Genomic DNA, 16,871 nt, shown 5'->3' on the forward strand with positions numbered 1-16,871 from the left:
TCGGCTTCTGCACCGTCGGGTCCGGACGCGGCGCACGACGGCGCGAACGAGGCTCGGGAGGTGCCCCGAATGCGGCACCACTCCCTCTCCCCGCTTGCGGGGAGAGGTGAGGCAGTGCCCCCGACGACGTGCCCGACGGCGCGCCCTGCGGACAAATCCTTGCCCGGCGGGACGAACGGGTCTAGGGCCGATCGGCGCGAATTTTCTGCCGACTCGCCGGCAGAAACGGGCGTGACGCTTCCGGGGAAGAACCATGGCGATGCAGAAGCAGGCGCAGGCGGCACCGACGGTCGGGGAGCCGGCGGGCGCGGTCGCCGGCTCGGTGGCCGTCGCGGAGGCCGGCCCGCCGGTGCTCGATACCGGCGGCGTGCTCACCATCGATCTCGCGGCGATCGTCGCCAACTGGCAAAACCTCGCCCGCCGGGTGGCGCCGGCCGAATGCGCCGGTGTCGTCAAGGCCGACGCCTATGGCTGCGGCGCCGCGGAAGTGGGCGACGCACTGAGCCGGGCCGGCTGCAAGACCTTCTTCGTCGCCCACCTCTTCGAGGCGCGCGCGCTGCGAAAGATTCTTCCCGAGGCGACGATCTACGTGCTCAACGGCATCCCGCCGGGCGGCTCCTCGGCGCTCGCCGAGGTGAAGGCGCGCCCGGTGATCGGCAGCATGCCCGAGCTCGTCGAGTGGGACGCCTTTTGCCGCCTCAACACCTGGACCGGCGGCGCGGCGCTGCATTTCGACACCGGCATGAACCGGCACGGCCTGCCGGTCGCCGACGCCGCGGCGCTCGCCGAGCGGCTGGCGCTGCCCGATCACGGCATCTCGCTGGTGATGAGCCACCTCGCCTGCGCCGACACGCCCGAGCACCCGCTCAACGCCCGGCAGATCGAGGTTTTCCGCGAGATCAAATCGCTCTTTCGCGGGGTCGACGCCTCGCTCGCCAATTCGTCCGGCATCTTTCTCGGGCCGTCGACGCACTGCGACCTGGTGCGGCCGGGCGCCGCCCTCTACGGCCTCAACCCGATGCCCGCCGCCAAAAACCCGATGCGCCCGGTGGTGACGCTCAAGGGCCGGATCGTGCAGGTACGGAACGTGCCGCGCGGCGAGACGGTCGGCTACGGCGCCACCTGGACGGCGCCCGGCGACACCCGCCTCGCAATCGCCGCGATCGGCTACGCCGATGGTTTTTTGCGCGCGGGCGCGGCAGTCGGGGCGCAGGCAAAGGCGAGCCGCACCGGCCCGCAGGCGGTGGTGGCGGGAAAACGCTGCCCGATCGTCGGCCGCATCTCGATGGATTTGATGGCGATCGACGTCACCGCGCTGCCGCTCGCCTCGCCGCGCCGCGGCGATTCCGTCACCCTCATCGGCGACGGCATCTTGGTGGACGACATCGCAGGGTTCGGGAGCCAGATCGGCTACGAGGTCTTGACCAGCCTCGGCAGACGGTATCACCGGACGTGGCGGGGGTGAGTCTCCATATTGCGAGGCTCACTGTGTCCCGGTCTGGGGGGATACCTTTCTGGCAGATGACGAGTCATCGCTTGTCCTTCCCACTAGCTCCACTTTTCTCATCCCACCATCCATCATCAAACCAATCACCACTGTATCCTTTGTACCCGATTGGTTTTCTCAAAAGGACATCTCGCTCACTTTGTTCAAAATTTACGCCCGAATTAATCTGAATAACGTCGATTGCCCAACGCCTTGCGGCTGAAACCCCCGATTTTTCGGGGTCGTCCCGCAGAATGCCGATGGCGATCTCGACGAGCCGGATGTTCAGCTCGCGATCTCGGTTCCAGTAGGTGAACTCGGCAGTTACGAAAGCACCAATCAACCCGGCCATTCCCGCGACGACCACTGGATTTTTCAAAAGATCGGTAAAGCCTAATTCCGCTCTCTCACCCACGGGACAAGCTCCCTGACCGACAAAAAACTCTCGCCAAAATCCGTTCACGTCCACCGGCCGACGGACGCCATCGACCAATTCACTTCACACCATATTAAACCACCGGTCGCATGAATAGTCGAACCACCGCGACACGCGAGTCCCGTCCCATTCGTATTGAAGGTGGCGCTCCTGGATCGGCAGGCCGACGACATTTGGCCAGAAAGCGGCAATGCACTCGCCACCGGGCGCGCGCACGCTCGGATAGACGAGGCCGTCGCTCCCTGCGTCACGGCGGGCGCGGCCGAACGGGCGGCTCGCGTCATACGACTCCGGATCGAGCAGCCGGGCACGCTCCGGTGGTGGCATCGCCGCCACGTCGTCGAGCCGGCGCGAAACCGTGCCCACCAGCACCCGGAAATCCTCGCGGCGCCGCGGATCGTGCGCATCGGCGGCGAAGCGCCCGAAATGGTGCGCCGTCTCGGCGACGGCCGTCGAAAGGGTTTCGGCGGCGTAATAGATGCCGAAGGTGCCGTCCGAAAAACGCGAGCCGCGCGGGTTCACGTGGGTGAATGCCGCCATCACCCACGATGCGCCGGGGCCGCTCACCCGGCGGTGCGGCGGTACCAGACGGATCTCGCCGATCTCGTCGCGCAGGCGCGGATTGGTCGCCTGCTCGAGCGCCGTCAGCGCGTCCTGGACGGCAGGATCGGACGAGACGCGCTCGAACAAATCGATCGGCGGGTAGCGCGACGCGATGATCCGCCACGCCTTCTGCCATTCCACCTGCCGCGACGGCACGGCCTCGGGCGCCACGGGATCAGGACCACGGGGCACGAGCGGCATCGACATAGGCCCGCACGGCCGCGAGGTCGGTGACGTCGCCGGCCGCCATGCGGGCGAGCGGCGTCTGGCCGCCGAACGCCTCGTTCGGGCGCGACGGCCAAGCGTCTGCCTGCGCCGGGTCCGAATAGACGATCTGAAGGGCCTTCCAGATGCCGGCGACGTAACCGATCCGGCGCAGCGTGTCGTCCGGCAGGCGGCCGCCGCGCGCGCTCTTCCAGGCGAAAAAAGTCCGCTCGGCCGGATTGCCGAGAATGCGCCGGGCGGTGGCGTTGTCGGCGCCCCAGCGCGTCACGATGCCGAAAAAGCCCTGCAGCGCGGCGCGGTGGGCATCGACCGGCAGATTTTCCACCTTCTGCAGAACGGCGTTCATCTGGCATACTTCTGCAAATCCGCAGCGCTCCACCCTCATATAGCACGAACGCCCCGAAACGCCACCCCCACGCGCGCTCGTCGCCTTCTCGTCTCCGTACAGGCAAACGCCCGAATCGTTGACTTCCCTCCCCCGCCGCTCTCCAAGTCCGGCATGGCCAAGAGCACCCGAGAGTTCGTCTGCCAAAACTGCGGCGCCGCCTACAATCGCTGGCAGGGCAAGTGCGACGCCTGCGGCGAGTGGAACACCATCTCCGAGGAAGGCGCGGCCGGCGAGGCGCGCGCCGCCGGTCCCGGCCGGCCCCCGCGAAAAGGCCGCGCGTTCGCGCTGGCGCCGCTCGCCGGCGAGGACGCGCAGGCGCCGCGGCTGCCCTCCGGCAATGGCGAGTTCGACCGGGTGGCGGGCGGCGGGCTGGTGCCGGGCTCGGTGCTCTTGGTCGGCGGCGACCCGGGAATCGGAAAATCGACGCTGCTGATCCAGATCGCGGCGGCGCTCGCCGAGGCCGGGCACCGCTCGGTCTACATCACCGGCGAGGAATCGGTCGCGCAGGTGCGGCTGCGCGCGGCCCGGCTCGGCCTCACCGACACGCCGGTGCAGCTCGCCGCCGAAACCTCGGTCGAGGACATCATCGCCACGCTGTCGCACGGAAAGACGCCGCGGCTCGTGGTGATCGATTCGATCCAGACCATGTGGACCGACATGGTGGAGTCGGCCCCCGGCACGGTGACGCAGGTGCGCGCCTCGGCGCAGCTCCTGATCCGCCACGCCAAGCGCGCCGGCTCGGCGGTGATTTTGGTCGGCCATGTCACCAAGGACGGCCAGATCGCGGGGCCCCGCGTGGTCGAGCACATGGTCGACGCGGTCTTGTCGTTCGAGGGCGAAGGCGGCCACCACTACCGCATCCTTCGCGCCGTGAAGAACCGGTTCGGCCCGACCGACGAGATCGGCGTGTTCGAGATGACCGGCGGCGGGCTCGCCGAGGTCGCGAACCCCTCCGCCCTCTTCCTCTCCGAGCGCGACCTCGGGGCGCCCGGCACCGCGGTGTTCGCCGGGATGGAGGGCACGAGGCCGCTGCTGGTCGAGATTCAGGCCCTCGTCGCCCCGACCTCGCTCGGCACGCCGCGCCGGGCGGTGGTGGGCTGGGACCCGAGCCGCCTCGCCATGGTCTTGGCGGTGCTCGAGGCGCATTGCGGAATAAAGCTCGGCGGATGCGACGTCTATCTCAACGTCGCCGGCGGCCTGCGCATCAGCGAGCCGGCGGCCGACCTCGCCGCCGCCGCGGCGCTGGTTTCCTCGCTCGCAAAATCGCCGCTGCCGCCGGATGCCGTGCATTTCGGCGAGATCTCGCTGTCGGGCGCGATCCGCCCGGTCGTCCATGCCCCGGCCCGCCTGAAGGAGGCGCAAAAGCTCGGTTTTGCTCGCGCCGTGGTGCCGGAGGCGACGCGGGCCGCCGGCGAGCCCGATGGATTGGCGCTCGCCCCGCTCGCCGCGCTGATCGATCTCGTCGCCCACGTCGCCCCTTCGCCACGCCCCGGGGGGAAACCGCGCATCGCCGAGACAAACGGGTGACGCCGCCGGCTCGGACCGCTATACACGGGGCCGCACGGGGTCGGGCCGCCGACGCCGCGCAGCCGTCGTGCCGACAGCGAGCCCGTTTTCGATGTACCTGGACATCTTCCTGATCGTCGTGATGCTCGTCTCCGGGCTGTTGGCGATGGTCCGCGGTTTCATGCGCGAGGTTCTTTCCATCGCGGCCTGGGGCGCCGCCGCGATCGTGACGCTCTATTCCTATCCGCGACTCCTGCCGGTTGCGAAGCAGTACTTCAACAACGATTACGTCGCGATGGGCGCCACCGCCGGCGGCGTCTTCCTGCTCGTGCTGATCATCGTCTCCGCCCTCACCGTCCGCCTGTCGGACCGGATCCTCGACAGCCGGATCGGTGCGCTCGACCGCACGCTCGGCTTCCTGTTCGGGCTCGGCCGCGGCCTTCTCATCGTGGTGGTGGCCTTCATCTTCTTCGACTGGCTGGTGCCGACCAAATCCCAGCCGGAGGGCGTGCGCGACGCCCGCTCGCGCGTCGTCCTGCAAGGCACCGGCCAATGGCTGATGTCGCTGTTGCCGGAAGACCCCGAAAACACCATCTTGAAGCGGTTCAAGAAACGGCCTCCGGAGGAGGATCGGGACACCCCCGAGCAGCGCTCCGACGCCGGCCGTCCCGACCACCGCGCAGCGCTCGTCTCGGAACGCCCGCTCGATGGACTGCCGTGACGCGGCGGAGAACGACGACAGACGTCGAGACACGCCACGCGACGGTGCGCGGTTCCGCGAGGACCCGCGCGTCGGACTGTTTTTGGACCCCCGCATGCGCGCCGCGAAGGAACTGCCATGACTGATTCGACCGAGCGAGGATTTTCGTCGGTGTTCGACCCGCTCCTCGACGGCGACCGCCTTCGCGAAGAATGCGGCGTGTTCGGCATTTTCGGGCATCCGCACGCGGCCGCCCTCACCGCGCTCGGGCTGCACGCTCTGCAGCACCGCGGCGAGGAGGCGGCGGGCATCGTCTCGTTCGACGGCCAGCAGTTCCATTCCGAGCGGCGCCTCGGCCTCGTGGAAGACACCTTCTCCAAGCCGCACGTGATCGACCAGCTGCCCGGCACCATCGCGGTGGGCCATGTGCGCTACTCCACCACCGGCGGCACCATCCTGCGCAACGTGCAACCGCTGTTCGCCGAGCTCGACACCGGCGGCTTCGCCGTCGCCCACAACGGCAACATGACGAACGGCCTGTCGCTGCGCCGCCAGCTGGTGCACGAAGGCGCGATGATGCAATCGACGAGCGATACCGAGGTGATCCTCCACCTCGTCGCGCGCTCGCGGAAGCCCCGGTTCGTCGAGCGCTACATCGAGGCGTTGCGGGCGCTCGAGGGCTCGTTCTCGCTGGTGGCGATGACCAACAAGAAGCTGATCGGCGCACGCGACGCGCTCGGCATCCGCCCGCTGGTGCTGGGCGAGCTCGACGGCTGCCCGATCCTCACCTCGGAGACCTGCGCGCTCGACATCATCGGCGCCAAATACATCCGCGACGTCGAGAACGGCGAGGTGTTGGTGTTCGACGAGACCGGCGCCCACACCCACAAGCCGTTCCCCCCGATGCAGGAGCGCCCCTGCATCTTCGAGTACATCTATTTCGCCCGGCCCGACTCGGTGGTCGGCGGCCGCAGCGTCTATCAGGTCCGCAAGAACATGGGTTTGGAGCTGGCGCGCGAAGCGCCGGCGGTGGCCGACGTGGTGGTGCCGGTGCCGGACTCCGGCGTGCCGGCGGCGATCGGCTACGCCCAGGAGGCGGGCATCCCCTACGAGCTCGGCATCATCCGCAACCACTATGTCGGGCGCACCTTCATCCAGCCGACCCAGGCGGTGCGCGAACTCGGCGTGCGGCTCAAGCACAACGCCAACCGCGCGGTGGTGGCGGGCAAGCGGATCGTGCTGATCGACGATTCGCTGGTTCGCGGCACGACGTCGGTGAAGATCGTGCAGATGATGCGCGAGGCCGGCGCCACCGAGGTGCATTTCCGCATCGCCTCGCCGCCGATCACGCATCCGGACTATTACGGGATCGACACGCCCGAGCGCGAGAAGCTCCTCGCCGCCACCCACTCGATCGCGGAGATGCGCGAATATATCGGCGCCGACTCGATCGCGTTCCTGTCGGTCGACGGCATCTACCGCGCGGTCGGCGAGAAGGGCCGCGACCCGGTGCGGCCGCAGTTCACCGACCACTGCTTCACCGGCGAGTACCCGACCCCGCTGACCGACCGCGCCGAGGCCGCCGAGCCGCAGCGCCAGCTCTCGCTGCTCGCCGAGGCGAGCTGAGGGTTTCACGACCGTCCTTCGAGCCGGGCTTCCGGCGGCCTCACGGCGCCGTGCGTTGACGATTGCCTCCACGAATGCCTACACGACCGTGAGGTCGCGCGATGGAGTTCTCGGGCTTCGACTGGGACGTCGGCAACCGCACCAAGTGCGAGCGGCACGGCGTCACCATTGCCGAGATCGAGGATCTCTTTCGCCGTCCGGTCCGCGTCGCTCCCGACCCCGCGCATTCGACACACGAGGAGCGGTTCAAGGCGATCGGCAGAACCGAGGCCGGACGGTTCGTGTTTCTCGTCTTCACACTGCGGCGACGCGGCCGGCACACGCTCCTGCGCCCCATCAGCGCGCGCTACATGCATGCGAAGGAGGTGAGGCACCATGAAGAAGAAGCTTCCGACGCTGACGACCGATGACGAGGCGGAGGCCTTCGTGGCGACGGCCGACCTCGCCGATTACGACCTCTCCGGCCTGGTCGAGGTGCAGTTCGAGATGAAGCCGAAGGACAGGTCGGTGAACCTCCGGCTTCCGGCGGATCTCCTGAAGGCGGTGCAGGCGAAGGCGAAGCGCGCCGGCGTGCCGTACCAGCGGTTCATCCGCATGGCGCTGGAGCGCGCCGTGCAAGAGCGCCGCTGACCGCGGTCGCCTTCTTCGGACTGGTCGACATCTCCCCCATCGGCGCCCGCGGCATTGCGCCGGGCGGCTTCCCCTTGTGCCGGCGGGACATCCGGCTAAAAACGGCGGCACGATCCCTTGCCATTTTCACCAACGAGTTGACGTCGCATGTCTCTTCCCCTCGCCGACAAGATCGCCCTCGTCACCGGCGCCTCGCGCGGCATCGGCTATGCCCTCGCCGTCGCGCTCGCCGAGGCCGGCGCCCATGTGGTCGCCGTCGCCCGCACCCAGGGCGGGCTCGAGGAGCTCGACGACGCCATCCAGGCGAAGGGCGGCAGCGCCACCCTGGTGCCGCTCGACCTGCGCGACACCGAGGGCCTCGTCCGCCTCGTCCAGGCGCTCGACGAGCGCTACGGCCGGCTCGACGTCATGGTGGCGAATGCCGGCCGGCTCGGCCCGGTGTCGCCGCTGACCCATGTCGAGACCCAGGATTTCGAGCACACCATGCAGGTCAACGTCACCGTGAACCTGCATCTGATCCGGGCGATGGACGCGCTGCTGCGCCGCTCGGCGGCCGGGCGCGCGGTGTTTCTCTCCTCCGGCGCCGCCCACAAGGCGACCGCCTATCGCGGGCCCTATGCGATCTCCAAGGCCGCCCTCGAGATCATGGCGCGCACCTATGCGGCCGAGACGGTGACGACCCCGGTCAAGGTGAACCTCGTCAATCCCGGCCCGACGCGGACGAAAATGCGGGCGACGCTGATGCCGGGCGAGGACCCGGAGACGCTGCCGACGCCGGACGAGGTGGCGAAGGCGATCGTGCCCTTGTGCCTGCCCTCCTTCACCGAGACCGGCCGGCTGTTCGACGTCCGCCAGGGGCGGCTTCTCACCTACCACCTGCCGGACTGATTTTCTGCCGGCTCTCACCCCGGCCGGCGGGTCGCCCGCACCGACAGCACGAGTGCGGCGACCAGAAGCGAGGCGGCGACCAGGAACGGCGCGCCGGGGCCGGGAAACGTGCCCGGTGCCGCAAGGGCGAGCGCATAGACCTGCGAGAACAGCAGCGGGCCGATCAGCCCGGCGATCCCCTGCAGGCAGGCGTTGGCCCCCTGAAGCCGCCCCTGCTCGCTCGGGCCGAGCCGTCGGCTCATCAAGCTGTTGTTGGCGGCATTGGCAAAGCCCCAAAGACTGGTCGCCGGGATCGCCAGCCAGAACATCCAGCCCTGAAACGCCGCCGCCTGCATCGAGAGGCCGACGATGCCGCAGGCAAAACCGCCCAGCACCGCCGCCCGCTCGCCGAATTTTTTCACCCCCGGCCCGATCAGCCCGCCCTGCACGATCACCGCGGCGCAGCCGAACGCCGCCATGGTGAAGCCGATGGTGGTGGTGTCCCAGCCGTAGCGGAAGGTGAGGTACAAGACGCCCACCGTCGGCAGCACCAGATGGGCGAGCTGGCTGAGAAACTGCACCACCGCGAACGACATCAGCTGCGGTTGCGAACGCAGCAGCACGAGGGCGCCGAGCGGATTCGCCCGCTTCAGCGAAAACGGCGCGCGCTTTTCGCGCGACAGCGACTCCGGCAGGACGAAATAGCCGTACAGAGCGTTGAGGAGGCTGAGGCCCGCGGCGATCCAGAACGGCAGCCGCGGATCGATGCCGCCGGCGATGCCGCCGAGCGCCGGACCCAGCACGAAGCCGATGCCGAAGCCCGCCCCCAGCATGCCGAAGCGGGCGGCGCGCTGGTCCGGCTCGGTGACGTCGGCGATATAGGCGAAGGCGGTGGCGGCGGTCGCCGAGGCGACGCCGGAGATCACCCGCCCGACAAAAAGCCACCAGAGGTTCGGCGCGAGCGCCATCAGCACGTAATCGAGCCCGACGCCGACATTGGAGACGAGGATCACCGGCCGGCGGCCGAAGCGGTCGGACAAGGCGCCCTGCAGCGGCGAGAAGAAGAACTGCATCAGCGCGAAGGCGGTGCCGAACAGCCCGTACATCGCGGCAGAGGCCACCGCGTCGCCGCCCATGAACTCGGCGACGAGGCGCGGCAGCACCGGCACGAACACCCCGACCGACAGCATGTCGAGCGCGACGGTGACGAAGATGAAGCCGAACGCGGCGGTGCGCGGTTTTTTTGCCTGGCCGGTTTCCTCGGTCAGGCCGTCCGCGGGCGTGCCGACCGCAGGCCATGCGGCGACCGGCGGCTCGATCGGCGCCGTCCCGAGCGCAGCGCGGGTGCCGTCGGTGTCATCGTCGCTTCGCGCGGGAGGCATACGGGTTCGCCTTTTCCCGCAGCGTCAGCCGGATCGGCGTGCCGGGGAGCTCGAACGCGTCGCGAAGCCCGTTGACCAGATATCGCTTGTAAGAATCGGGCACCGCGTCCGCGCGGGTGCAGAACAAAATGAAGCTCGGCGGCCGAGCTTTCGGCTGGGTGATGTAATTGAGCTTGAGCCGGCGGCCGGCGACCGCGGGCGGGGGATGAATGCCGAGCGCCTCGTCGAGCCAGCGGTTGAGCGCGTGGGTCGGGACGCGGCGGTTCCAAATCGTGTGAATGTCGACGACCGCCTGCATCAGGCGCTCGACGCCGTGGCCGGTGAGGCCGGACACCGCGACGATCGGCAAGCCCTTCACCTGCGGCAGCTTCAGCTCGGCCTCCTCGCGCAGCTTGGTGAGCGCGCCGCGCTCGCCCTCGGCGAGGTCCCATTTGTTGAGGCCGATCACGAGTGCCCGCCCCTCGCGCTCGCACAGATCGGCGATGCGGAGGTCCTGCTGGTCGAACGGCTGAGTGGCGTCGATCAGCACCACCACCACCTCGGCGAAGCGGATGGCATCGAGCGCGTCGGCAACCGACAGCTTTTCCAGCTTGTCGTCGATGCGCGCTTTTCGGCGCATGCCGGCGGTGTCGTGGATCAGGAACGGACGGTCGCCCCAAAAAACCTCGACGGCGATCGAGTCACGGGTGATGCCGGCCTCCGGGCCGGTCAGCAGCCGGTCGGCGCCGAGCAAACGGTTGATGAGAGTCGACTTGCCGGCGTTCGGGCGGCCGACCACCGCGACCCGGATCGGCCGGCGCACCACCGGCTCCTCGGCGACCGGCTCGGCGGGCTCGGTGGAAAAGCCGTCGCGGGCGTCGCGCGCGGCGATGCGCTCGGCCTCGACCTCACGGCGGGTTTTTTCCGCCGCGACGCCGGTCTCCTCGGGAAGCGCCTCCCTGAGAGCATCATAGAGGTCGGAAAGGCCCTCGCCGTGCTCGGCAGAAATGCCGACCGGCTCGCCGAGCCCGAGCGCGAACGCCTCGTAGACGCCGGCGCTGGCCTGGCGGCCCTCGCTCTTGTTGGCGACCAGCACCACCGGCCGGCCGGACTTGCGCACCAGCGCCGCAAAAGCATGATCGTCGGGGGTGAGGCCGGCCCGGGCGTCGACCAGGAAGAGCACGGCGTCGGCCGCCTCGACCGCCGCCTCGGTCTGCGCCCGCATGCGGCCGGCGAGCGATTCGTTCGGCGCGTCCTCGAGGCCGGCGGTGTCGATCACCGTGAAGTCGATGTCGCCGAGCCGCGCAAAACCTTCGCGGCGGTCACGGGTGACCCCCGGCTGGTCGTCGACCAAGGCGACGCGCTTGCCGACGAGGCGGTTGAACAGGGTCGACTTGCCCACATTGGGCCGACCCACGATGGCGATCGTGAAACTCATCGGCGGTGCATAGCACACGCCGCGCCGGGCGGAATGCGCCTTTTGCGCCGGAGCCTTTTCGGGTCGCTATCGGGTCTCGCCGCCGGCGTCACGGAACCCGGCGGAGGCCGAAAGCGTCAGCGCGAAAAGCTGCCGGGGGCCGGGGTGGTCGGCCACGGCAAGGTCGGGCTCGGCTGCGCCGCGGTGCCCGATGCGGTGCCGGAGGATGCGGTGCCGGAGGACGAGGCGGACTCGGCCGGCGCGGGCTGGCCCGGTGCGGCCGCGGCCGGCGCGGGCTGGCGGGGCGGCGCCGGGCGCACCCGGGTGGAGGCGATCGGTTTTGCCGGAACCGGCTCGACGCTGCTCTCCTCCACGGCCGGCGCCTCCCGGCGCGGCGGTGTCGCATGGTGCGGCGTCGAGGCGGAGTGCTGGCGGCGCGGCGCCGGGCGTTCCGCCCGCGCGGGCGGGGTCGGCTCGGGCGCCGGCGCGGGGTTGGCGGCAGCCTCCGGCGCCATCGCCGGCTGCTGGTTCGCCGGCATGTATTCCGGCGGCACGCCCTGCTGCACGCCGGGCACCCCCTCGGGAAAGACCGGCTCGCGATTGCCCGGCAGCTTCTTCTTGGTGTCGAACACGGTCGTCAGGCTGTCGAGCTGGTCGCAGCCGGCGAGCGCGAGGCCGGTGGAGGCCGTGACGGCAATCAGAATCACCCTGGCGATCGCGCGCATGGTCGAACACATCCTCAACTTCGGCGTTGCCGCCGGTGCCTCGGGTCCTCGGCCCCTCAGGGGCCTGGATTTCGGGCCTGGATTTCGGGCCTGGATCCCGGTCTCAGGTTTTGGCGTTGCCGCCGGTGAGGGCGAGCAGAATCTCCACCCTGGCCTTCAGGCCCGCCGGGACGTCGGCGTCGTTGGTTGCGGCCTCCGCCCAACGGCGGGCCGCGGCGGTGTCGCCGGCCTTCCAGGCCGACAGCGCGAGCGCCTCGCGCGCCGAGTGGCGGAACGGCAGGCCGGGTGCGGCCAGCGGCTCCAGCCGGCGGCTCACCTCGGCATAGGGCGCGGTGTCGACCAGCAGGAGGCCGGCGCGCACCGCGGCGACGTCACGAAACAGCTTCGGCGCCGCGCCGTCGGCGACGATCGCGTCGTAGGCGGCGACCGCGGCCTTGGGATCGGTGGTCTCGAGCACCGCCGCCTCGCGCAGCTGCGCGAGCCGCCGGTAGTTCGCGGTCTCGGCCGACTTCGAGAGGTCGGCGAACGCCTTGGCCGCCTCGTCCGGCTTGCTCTGCAGCACCAGCTGGGTGGCGGCGTCGAACGCGGCGCTCGCCTTGGTGGCCTGCTGGGTCTGGTACCACTGCCAGCCGCGCCAGGCGGCCACCCCGACCACCACCAGCACGCACAGCGTGACGATCAGGCCGCCGTGGCGATTCCAGATCTGCTGCAGCTTCTCCCGCCGGACTTCCTCGTCGACTTCCTGAAAGATATCGGCCACGCGTCAAACTCGCTCGAACGGTCGGATAAGGATGCCCTGCAGGCGACCCTGCGCCTAGCGCGTGCTTGTGGCGAGCGCAAGGCGAAGGTTTTTTCTCGGGCCGCGGGGCGGGCGTCGATGGTGCGGTCGGGCGGTCAGCCCGGCTTCTTCACCGGATAGACGTTCGCGGCAGCGGGGAAGGTGCGCGCGCGCACCTCCTCGGCATAGGCCTGCACCGCGCTCTCGATCGCCGGGCCGAGCTCGCCGTAACGCTTGACGAATTTCGGCACCCGCGGCGACAGGCCGAGCATGTCCTCGAGCACCAGCACCTGGCCGTCGCAGGCGGCGCTGGCGCCGATGCCGATGGTCGGGATGGCGATCTCCTGGGTGATGCGGGCGGCGAGCGGCTCGGCCACCGCCTCGATCACCACCGCGAAGGCGCCGGCCTCGGCGACCGCCTGGGCATCGGCCTCGATCGGCGCCCAGTCGGCCGGATCGCGGCCCTGTGCGCGGAAGCTGCCGAGCGTGTTGATCGACTGCGGGGTGAGGCCGATATGGCCCATCACCGGGATGCCGCGCTCGACCAGGAAGGCGATGGTCTCCGCCATCCGCCGGCCGCCCTCGAGCTTGATGCCGCCGCAGCCGGTCTCCTTCATGATGCGGGCGGCCGACAGGAAGGCCTGCTCCTTGGAGGCCTCGTAGCTGCCGAACGGCATGTCGATCACGACCAGCGCCCGCTTGGAGCCGCGCATCACCGCGAGGCCCTGCAGGATCATCATGTCGAGCGTCACCGGCACGGTGCTCTCGAGCCCGTGCATCACCATGCCGAGCGAGTCGCCGACCAGCATGGCGTCGCAGTGGCGATCGACCAATGCGGCGGTGTGGGCGTGATACGCGGTCAGCATCGCGATCGGGGTTCCACCCTTGCGGGCGCGGATGTCCGGTGCGGTGAGCCGCTTGACGTCTGAATGTGTCGACATGGATCAGGTCCCGAGCGCCGGCGTGCCGAACACCGGCACCCCGATCACGAGCGGATGGAAGACGAAGGCGAGAGCGAGATAGAGAACCGTCCCGACGACGACCGCCAGGACGTCGTTGCGACGGCCGCCGACCGGAATCGGCGGGCTGCCGGGGTCGCTGCGCCACTTCAGCGAGATGCGGTCGTAGACGGCCCAGGCGAGGAACGACCCGAACAGCAGGATCGAGCCGAGATCGCCGTTGGCGATCAGGTGGGCGATCGCCCACAGCTTGACGCCGGCGAGCATCGGGTGCTTCAGCGCGACGGCGATGCGGCCGCGGATATAGGCGGCCGTCACCATGATCACCGCCGGCCACACCAGGAGCGCGGCGAGGTGCCGCGTCCACACCGGCGGCGACCAGATCGCGATCCACTCGCCGTCCGCCCGATAGGTTCCGAAGCCCCAGGCGATCAGCGCGATGCCGAGGATCGAGACGACCGCGAGGACGAGCTTGTAGGGCCCCTCCCCGATCCGCGCGATCACCGCCGCCCGGCGGTCGCGCAACGAGACGAACACGTGCGCGCCGATGAACAGCACGAGACCGAGAACCAGGACCGCGAGACCCATCCACACCCCCGGCGAGGATTTGCATGAAATTCGGGCGGAGTAGATGCGATCGGCCGTGCCGAGGCAAGGCCAATTCGATCGCGGCGGCCCGTGCGGGTACGCATGCCCGCCAAGGTCGTGCGGCACCGTGATGCACCGCGCGCAAGCCACGCGACACCACCGTCCGGTGCACCGCAGCGGCGCCGCCGGCGGGCGAGGAACCTCCACCGAAACCGCCCGTTGCCCGCTCATGGAAGCCACGAGAGGAGGCGCACCATGACGGACCCGAGACCGGACCCGAACGACGCCGAGAACCGCTCGCGGGCTCCCGGCACGACGACACGAGCCCACCGGACGGACGAGCACAGCTCGGGCGAGTTCCGCACCAGCGGGGCGATCCGGCCGATCCGCACCGGGAACGCCGCCTGGGCGTGGCTCGCCGGGGCGGTGGCGGCGGTGTTCATCATCGCCATCGTCTGGGTGTTCGGCCACGCGTCGACCCAGCAGGCCTACGACCGCAACGGCCCCGCCACCACCGGCACCACCACCGGCTCGACTGCGCTCACCGGCGGCAACGACCGCGGCGCGATGAACGCCCCGACGCTGCCGAACGTGCAGCGCGCCCCGCCCGACATGCAGGCCGGACAGGGGGGACAGGCCGGACAGGCCGGACAGGCGGGCCGCTGACCCCCCGCCCCCCCGCCGCCCGCCACCCCGCGCGGCGGGACCGGTGTCCGGCCGCTCGTGGTGTGCCCTTTGCGTCGCGTGAAACTCGCGACGCTCAGGATCGAAGCTCAGGATCCCCGCCGGTTGACCAGAAACACGCCGGTGACGCTGATCGCCATGCCGATCACCGGCAGCAAGCCGAGCTTTTCGCCGAACATCGCCCAGGCCATCACGGCGGTGGTCGGCGGCGAGAGAAAGAACAGGCTCGAGATCTTGGTCGCCGCCGCCCGGCGGATGAGGAAGTACAGAAGCCAGATCGCGCCGAACGACAGCACCAGCACCAGCCAGGCGAGCGCGACGACGAACTCGCCGGTCCAGTCCACCTCCATCGTCTCGAACAACATCGCGCAGACGCCGGCCATCACCGCGGTCGCGCCGTACTGCACCAGGAAGGCCGGGCGCCAGTCGATCCCGGAGCCGGCGAATTTCTTCTGATAGAGCGTGCCGCTGGTGATCGAGAGGAGCGCCACGGTGGCACAAATCCAGGCGACCGGCTCGGCGCTGCCGCCGACCGTGCGGTCCTGCACCACCAGCACGAGGCCGGTGAAGCCGAGCACCAGGCCGAGCCATTGCCGCGCGCCGACCTTTTCCCCGATCACCGCATTGGCGACGGTGGCGAGCAAGATCGGCTGCAGCCCGACCACCAGCGAGGTGAGCCCGGCCGCCAGCCCGTGGCTGATGGCGATGAAGGTGCCGCCGAGATAGCCGCCGTGCATCAGAAGGCCGGCGACCACGTTGTGGCCGACCGCCGCAAGGTCCGGCCGAGGCGGCCGGGTGACCAGGATCACCACCGCGATCAGCGCCACCGCCGCCAGCATGCGCAGCATCAGGAAGGTGAACGGCTCGACGTGCGGCATGCCGAGCTTCACGCCGATGAAGCCCGAGGCCCACAGCACCACGAACACCGGCGGCGCGGCCGCCACCAGCCAACGCTGATCGCCCGACATCACCCTCTCCCGGCCCCCGGCGGCCCCGTGCGGCGCGCGGGCACGTTGGTGCGACCGGGCGGTCGCGACGGCACGCGGCCGCGGCGACACCCGCTCGCGTCTCGACACTCGGCGGAAGGCGCAGAATGGCAGCCCGATCGCAGCAACGGAAACGAATGTTTCTGAATCGATCCATCAATTTTACAAATATGAATCGCCGGCCGGCCCCGCCGGTTTTCGCCGCCCGGCGGAAAAACCCGCGTTCCGTCAATATCCTCCGCCGACGGGACGAACGCGCGCCGGCCGCGATCGGCGGCCTTCGAGTGATGCCGTTTCGACACGGTTAACGAAATTCCAACAAACCGAGGTCAAAATTCCGCCCGCTCCCTGGAACAAAAGACGTGCCGGGGATTTTGGGGGGGACTGGCGGGAATGGCTCGCCTCTTGTCACTGCTCTTCGTCGTGTCGATCGTGCTGGGCGCCGCGCCGGCGCGCGCCGACTATCACATCAAGCGCGACTTCGGCGGCTACGTCGAGGAGTACAAGGCAAAGTACCGGCAGATCCGCGACAAGGGCGAGCGCGTCGTGATCGACGGCATCTGCAATTCCGCCTGCACGCTGGTGCTCGGCATCGTGCCGCTCGAGCGCATCTGCGTCACCCCGCGCGCGAGCCTCGGCTTCCATCAGGCCTATTACGACAAGGCGTGGACCGCCGGCGTGAAGGTGACCAGTGCCGCCGGCACCGCCGAGCTGATGTCGGTCTATCCCAACGAGGTGAAGCGCTGGATCGCCAAGGTCGGCGGCCTCACCGCCGAGATGAAGAAGCTGCGGAACGGCGTCGATCTGTGGATGATCGTCGATCCGTGCCCGGAAGAATTCTGAACGTCCGGGTGGCGCCTCAGAGCCCGTTTGGAAACTCGGACGCGGGCTGCGTTGCGGCGCGAA

19 protein-coding genes are annotated in these 16,871 nt (G+C 69.6%); 9 read left to right on the forward strand and 10 right to left on the reverse strand.

Annotated features, from left to right (window positions below; translation table 11 throughout):
- Positions 1-253: 253 nt before the first annotated feature.
- Positions 254-1,465: an alanine racemase gene (gene alr / locus A33M_RS19670; RefSeq protein ID WP_008390995.1), complete on the forward strand. Its 1,212-nt coding sequence runs from the start codon at positions 254-256 to the stop codon at positions 1,463-1,465.
- A 64-nt stretch (positions 1,466-1,529) separates the two neighbouring features.
- Here alr and A33M_RS24240 read toward each other — a convergent pair whose 3' ends face one another.
- From A33M_RS24240 to A33M_RS19680, 3 genes are all read right to left on the reverse strand, one after another.
- On the reverse strand, positions 1,530-1,901 hold the full coding sequence (locus tag A33M_RS24240) for a hypothetical protein (protein WP_157223581.1): 372 nt from the start codon (positions 1,899-1,901) through the stop codon (positions 1,530-1,532).
- 84 nt (positions 1,902-1,985) lie between these two features.
- Positions 1,986-2,681 (reverse strand): RES family NAD+ phosphorylase, encoded by a 696-nt coding sequence (locus tag A33M_RS19675; RefSeq protein WP_202801969.1) that lies wholly within the window; start codon positions 2,679-2,681, stop codon positions 1,986-1,988.
- Positions 2,682-2,700: 19 nt separating this feature from the next.
- Positions 2,701-3,096, reverse strand: a complete 396-nt coding sequence (locus tag A33M_RS19680) for an MbcA/ParS/Xre antitoxin family protein (protein WP_008391002.1) — start codon at positions 3,094-3,096, stop codon at positions 2,701-2,703.
- Positions 3,097-3,249: 153 nt separating this feature from the next.
- Here A33M_RS19680 and radA point away from each other — a divergent pair, with 153 nt between their 5' ends.
- The 6 genes from radA to A33M_RS19710 all read left to right on the forward strand — a co-directional run bounded on the left by radA (position 3,250) and on the right by A33M_RS19710 (position 8,488).
- Positions 3,250-4,665: a DNA repair protein RadA gene (radA, locus tag A33M_RS19685; protein ID WP_008391005.1), complete on the forward strand. Its 1,416-nt coding sequence runs from the start codon at positions 3,250-3,252 to the stop codon at positions 4,663-4,665.
- A 91-nt stretch (positions 4,666-4,756) separates the two neighbouring features.
- A complete protein-coding gene (locus A33M_RS19690; RefSeq protein WP_008391006.1) occupies positions 4,757-5,365 on the forward strand; it encodes a CvpA family protein in 609 nt (202 codons plus the stop codon).
- Between the two features lie 117 nt (positions 5,366-5,482).
- Entirely contained in the window at positions 5,483-6,970 is a 1,488-nt protein-coding gene (purF, locus tag A33M_RS19695; RefSeq protein WP_008391008.1) for an amidophosphoribosyltransferase, read from the forward strand.
- Positions 6,971-7,071: 101 nt separating this feature from the next.
- The gene (locus A33M_RS19700; RefSeq protein WP_008391010.1) at positions 7,072-7,380 is read left to right on the forward strand and encodes a BrnT family toxin; all 309 of its coding nucleotides are present in this window, start codon (positions 7,072-7,074) and stop codon (positions 7,378-7,380) included.
- Positions 7,346-7,600: a CopG family antitoxin gene (locus A33M_RS19705; RefSeq protein WP_008391011.1), complete on the forward strand. Its 255-nt coding sequence runs from the start codon at positions 7,346-7,348 to the stop codon at positions 7,598-7,600. Before A33M_RS19700 ends, A33M_RS19705 begins: the two co-directional genes overlap by 35 nt.
- A gap of 147 nt (positions 7,601-7,747) precedes the next feature.
- Entirely contained in the window at positions 7,748-8,488 is a 741-nt protein-coding gene (locus A33M_RS19710) for an SDR family NAD(P)-dependent oxidoreductase (protein WP_008391013.1), read from the forward strand.
- A gap of 14 nt (positions 8,489-8,502) precedes the next feature.
- Here the strand turns inward: A33M_RS19710 and A33M_RS19715 are convergent, their stop codons facing one another.
- From A33M_RS19715 to A33M_RS19740, 6 genes are all read right to left on the reverse strand, one after another.
- Positions 8,503-9,849, reverse strand: a complete 1,347-nt coding sequence (locus A33M_RS19715; protein WP_008391015.1) for a TCR/Tet family MFS transporter — start codon at positions 9,847-9,849, stop codon at positions 8,503-8,505.
- Positions 9,824-11,266 carry a ribosome biogenesis GTPase Der gene (gene der, locus A33M_RS19720; RefSeq protein WP_040622020.1) on the reverse strand — a complete coding sequence of 481 codons (1,443 nt, stop codon included), beginning with the start codon at positions 11,264-11,266 and terminating at the stop codon, positions 9,824-9,826. Before der ends, A33M_RS19715 begins: the two co-directional genes overlap by 26 nt.
- Positions 11,267-11,382: 116 nt before the next feature.
- A complete protein-coding gene (locus A33M_RS22595; RefSeq protein ID WP_052027138.1) occupies positions 11,383-11,970 on the reverse strand; it encodes a hypothetical protein in 588 nt (195 codons plus the stop codon).
- 103 nt (positions 11,971-12,073) lie between these two features.
- Positions 12,074-12,730 (reverse strand): tetratricopeptide repeat protein, encoded by a 657-nt coding sequence (locus A33M_RS19730; RefSeq protein ID WP_008391021.1) that lies wholly within the window; start codon positions 12,728-12,730, stop codon positions 12,074-12,076.
- 134 nt (positions 12,731-12,864) lie between these two features.
- Positions 12,865-13,689 carry a 3-methyl-2-oxobutanoate hydroxymethyltransferase gene (gene panB, locus A33M_RS19735; protein ID WP_008391022.1) on the reverse strand — a complete coding sequence of 275 codons (825 nt, stop codon included), beginning with the start codon at positions 13,687-13,689 and terminating at the stop codon, positions 12,865-12,867.
- Between the two features lie 3 nt (positions 13,690-13,692).
- Positions 13,693-14,295 carry an NnrU family protein gene (locus A33M_RS19740; protein ID WP_008391024.1) on the reverse strand — a complete coding sequence of 201 codons (603 nt, stop codon included), beginning with the start codon at positions 14,293-14,295 and terminating at the stop codon, positions 13,693-13,695.
- Between the two features lie 255 nt (positions 14,296-14,550).
- Here A33M_RS19740 and A33M_RS19745 point away from each other — a divergent pair, with 255 nt between their 5' ends.
- Complete coding sequence (locus tag A33M_RS19745) at positions 14,551-14,961, forward strand: hypothetical protein (protein ID WP_008391025.1); 411 nt, start codon at positions 14,551-14,553, stop codon at positions 14,959-14,961.
- A gap of 107 nt (positions 14,962-15,068) precedes the next feature.
- Here A33M_RS19745 and A33M_RS19750 read toward each other — a convergent pair whose 3' ends face one another.
- Complete coding sequence (locus tag A33M_RS19750) at positions 15,069-15,947, reverse strand: DMT family transporter (RefSeq protein WP_008391027.1); 879 nt, start codon at positions 15,945-15,947, stop codon at positions 15,069-15,071.
- Positions 15,948-16,358: 411 nt separating this feature from the next.
- On the opposite strand from A33M_RS19750, the gene A33M_RS19755 reads away from it, so the two are divergent.
- Positions 16,359-16,808, forward strand: coding sequence for a hypothetical protein (locus A33M_RS19755; RefSeq protein ID WP_040622005.1), 450 nt, complete (start codon positions 16,359-16,361; stop codon positions 16,806-16,808).
- Positions 16,809-16,871: the final 63 nt, after the last annotated feature.

Origin of the sequence: Rhodovulum sp. PH10 (assembly GCF_000293785.1) — a bacterium.
Classification (GTDB): domain Bacteria; phylum Pseudomonadota; class Alphaproteobacteria; order Rhizobiales; family Xanthobacteraceae; genus Rhodoplanes.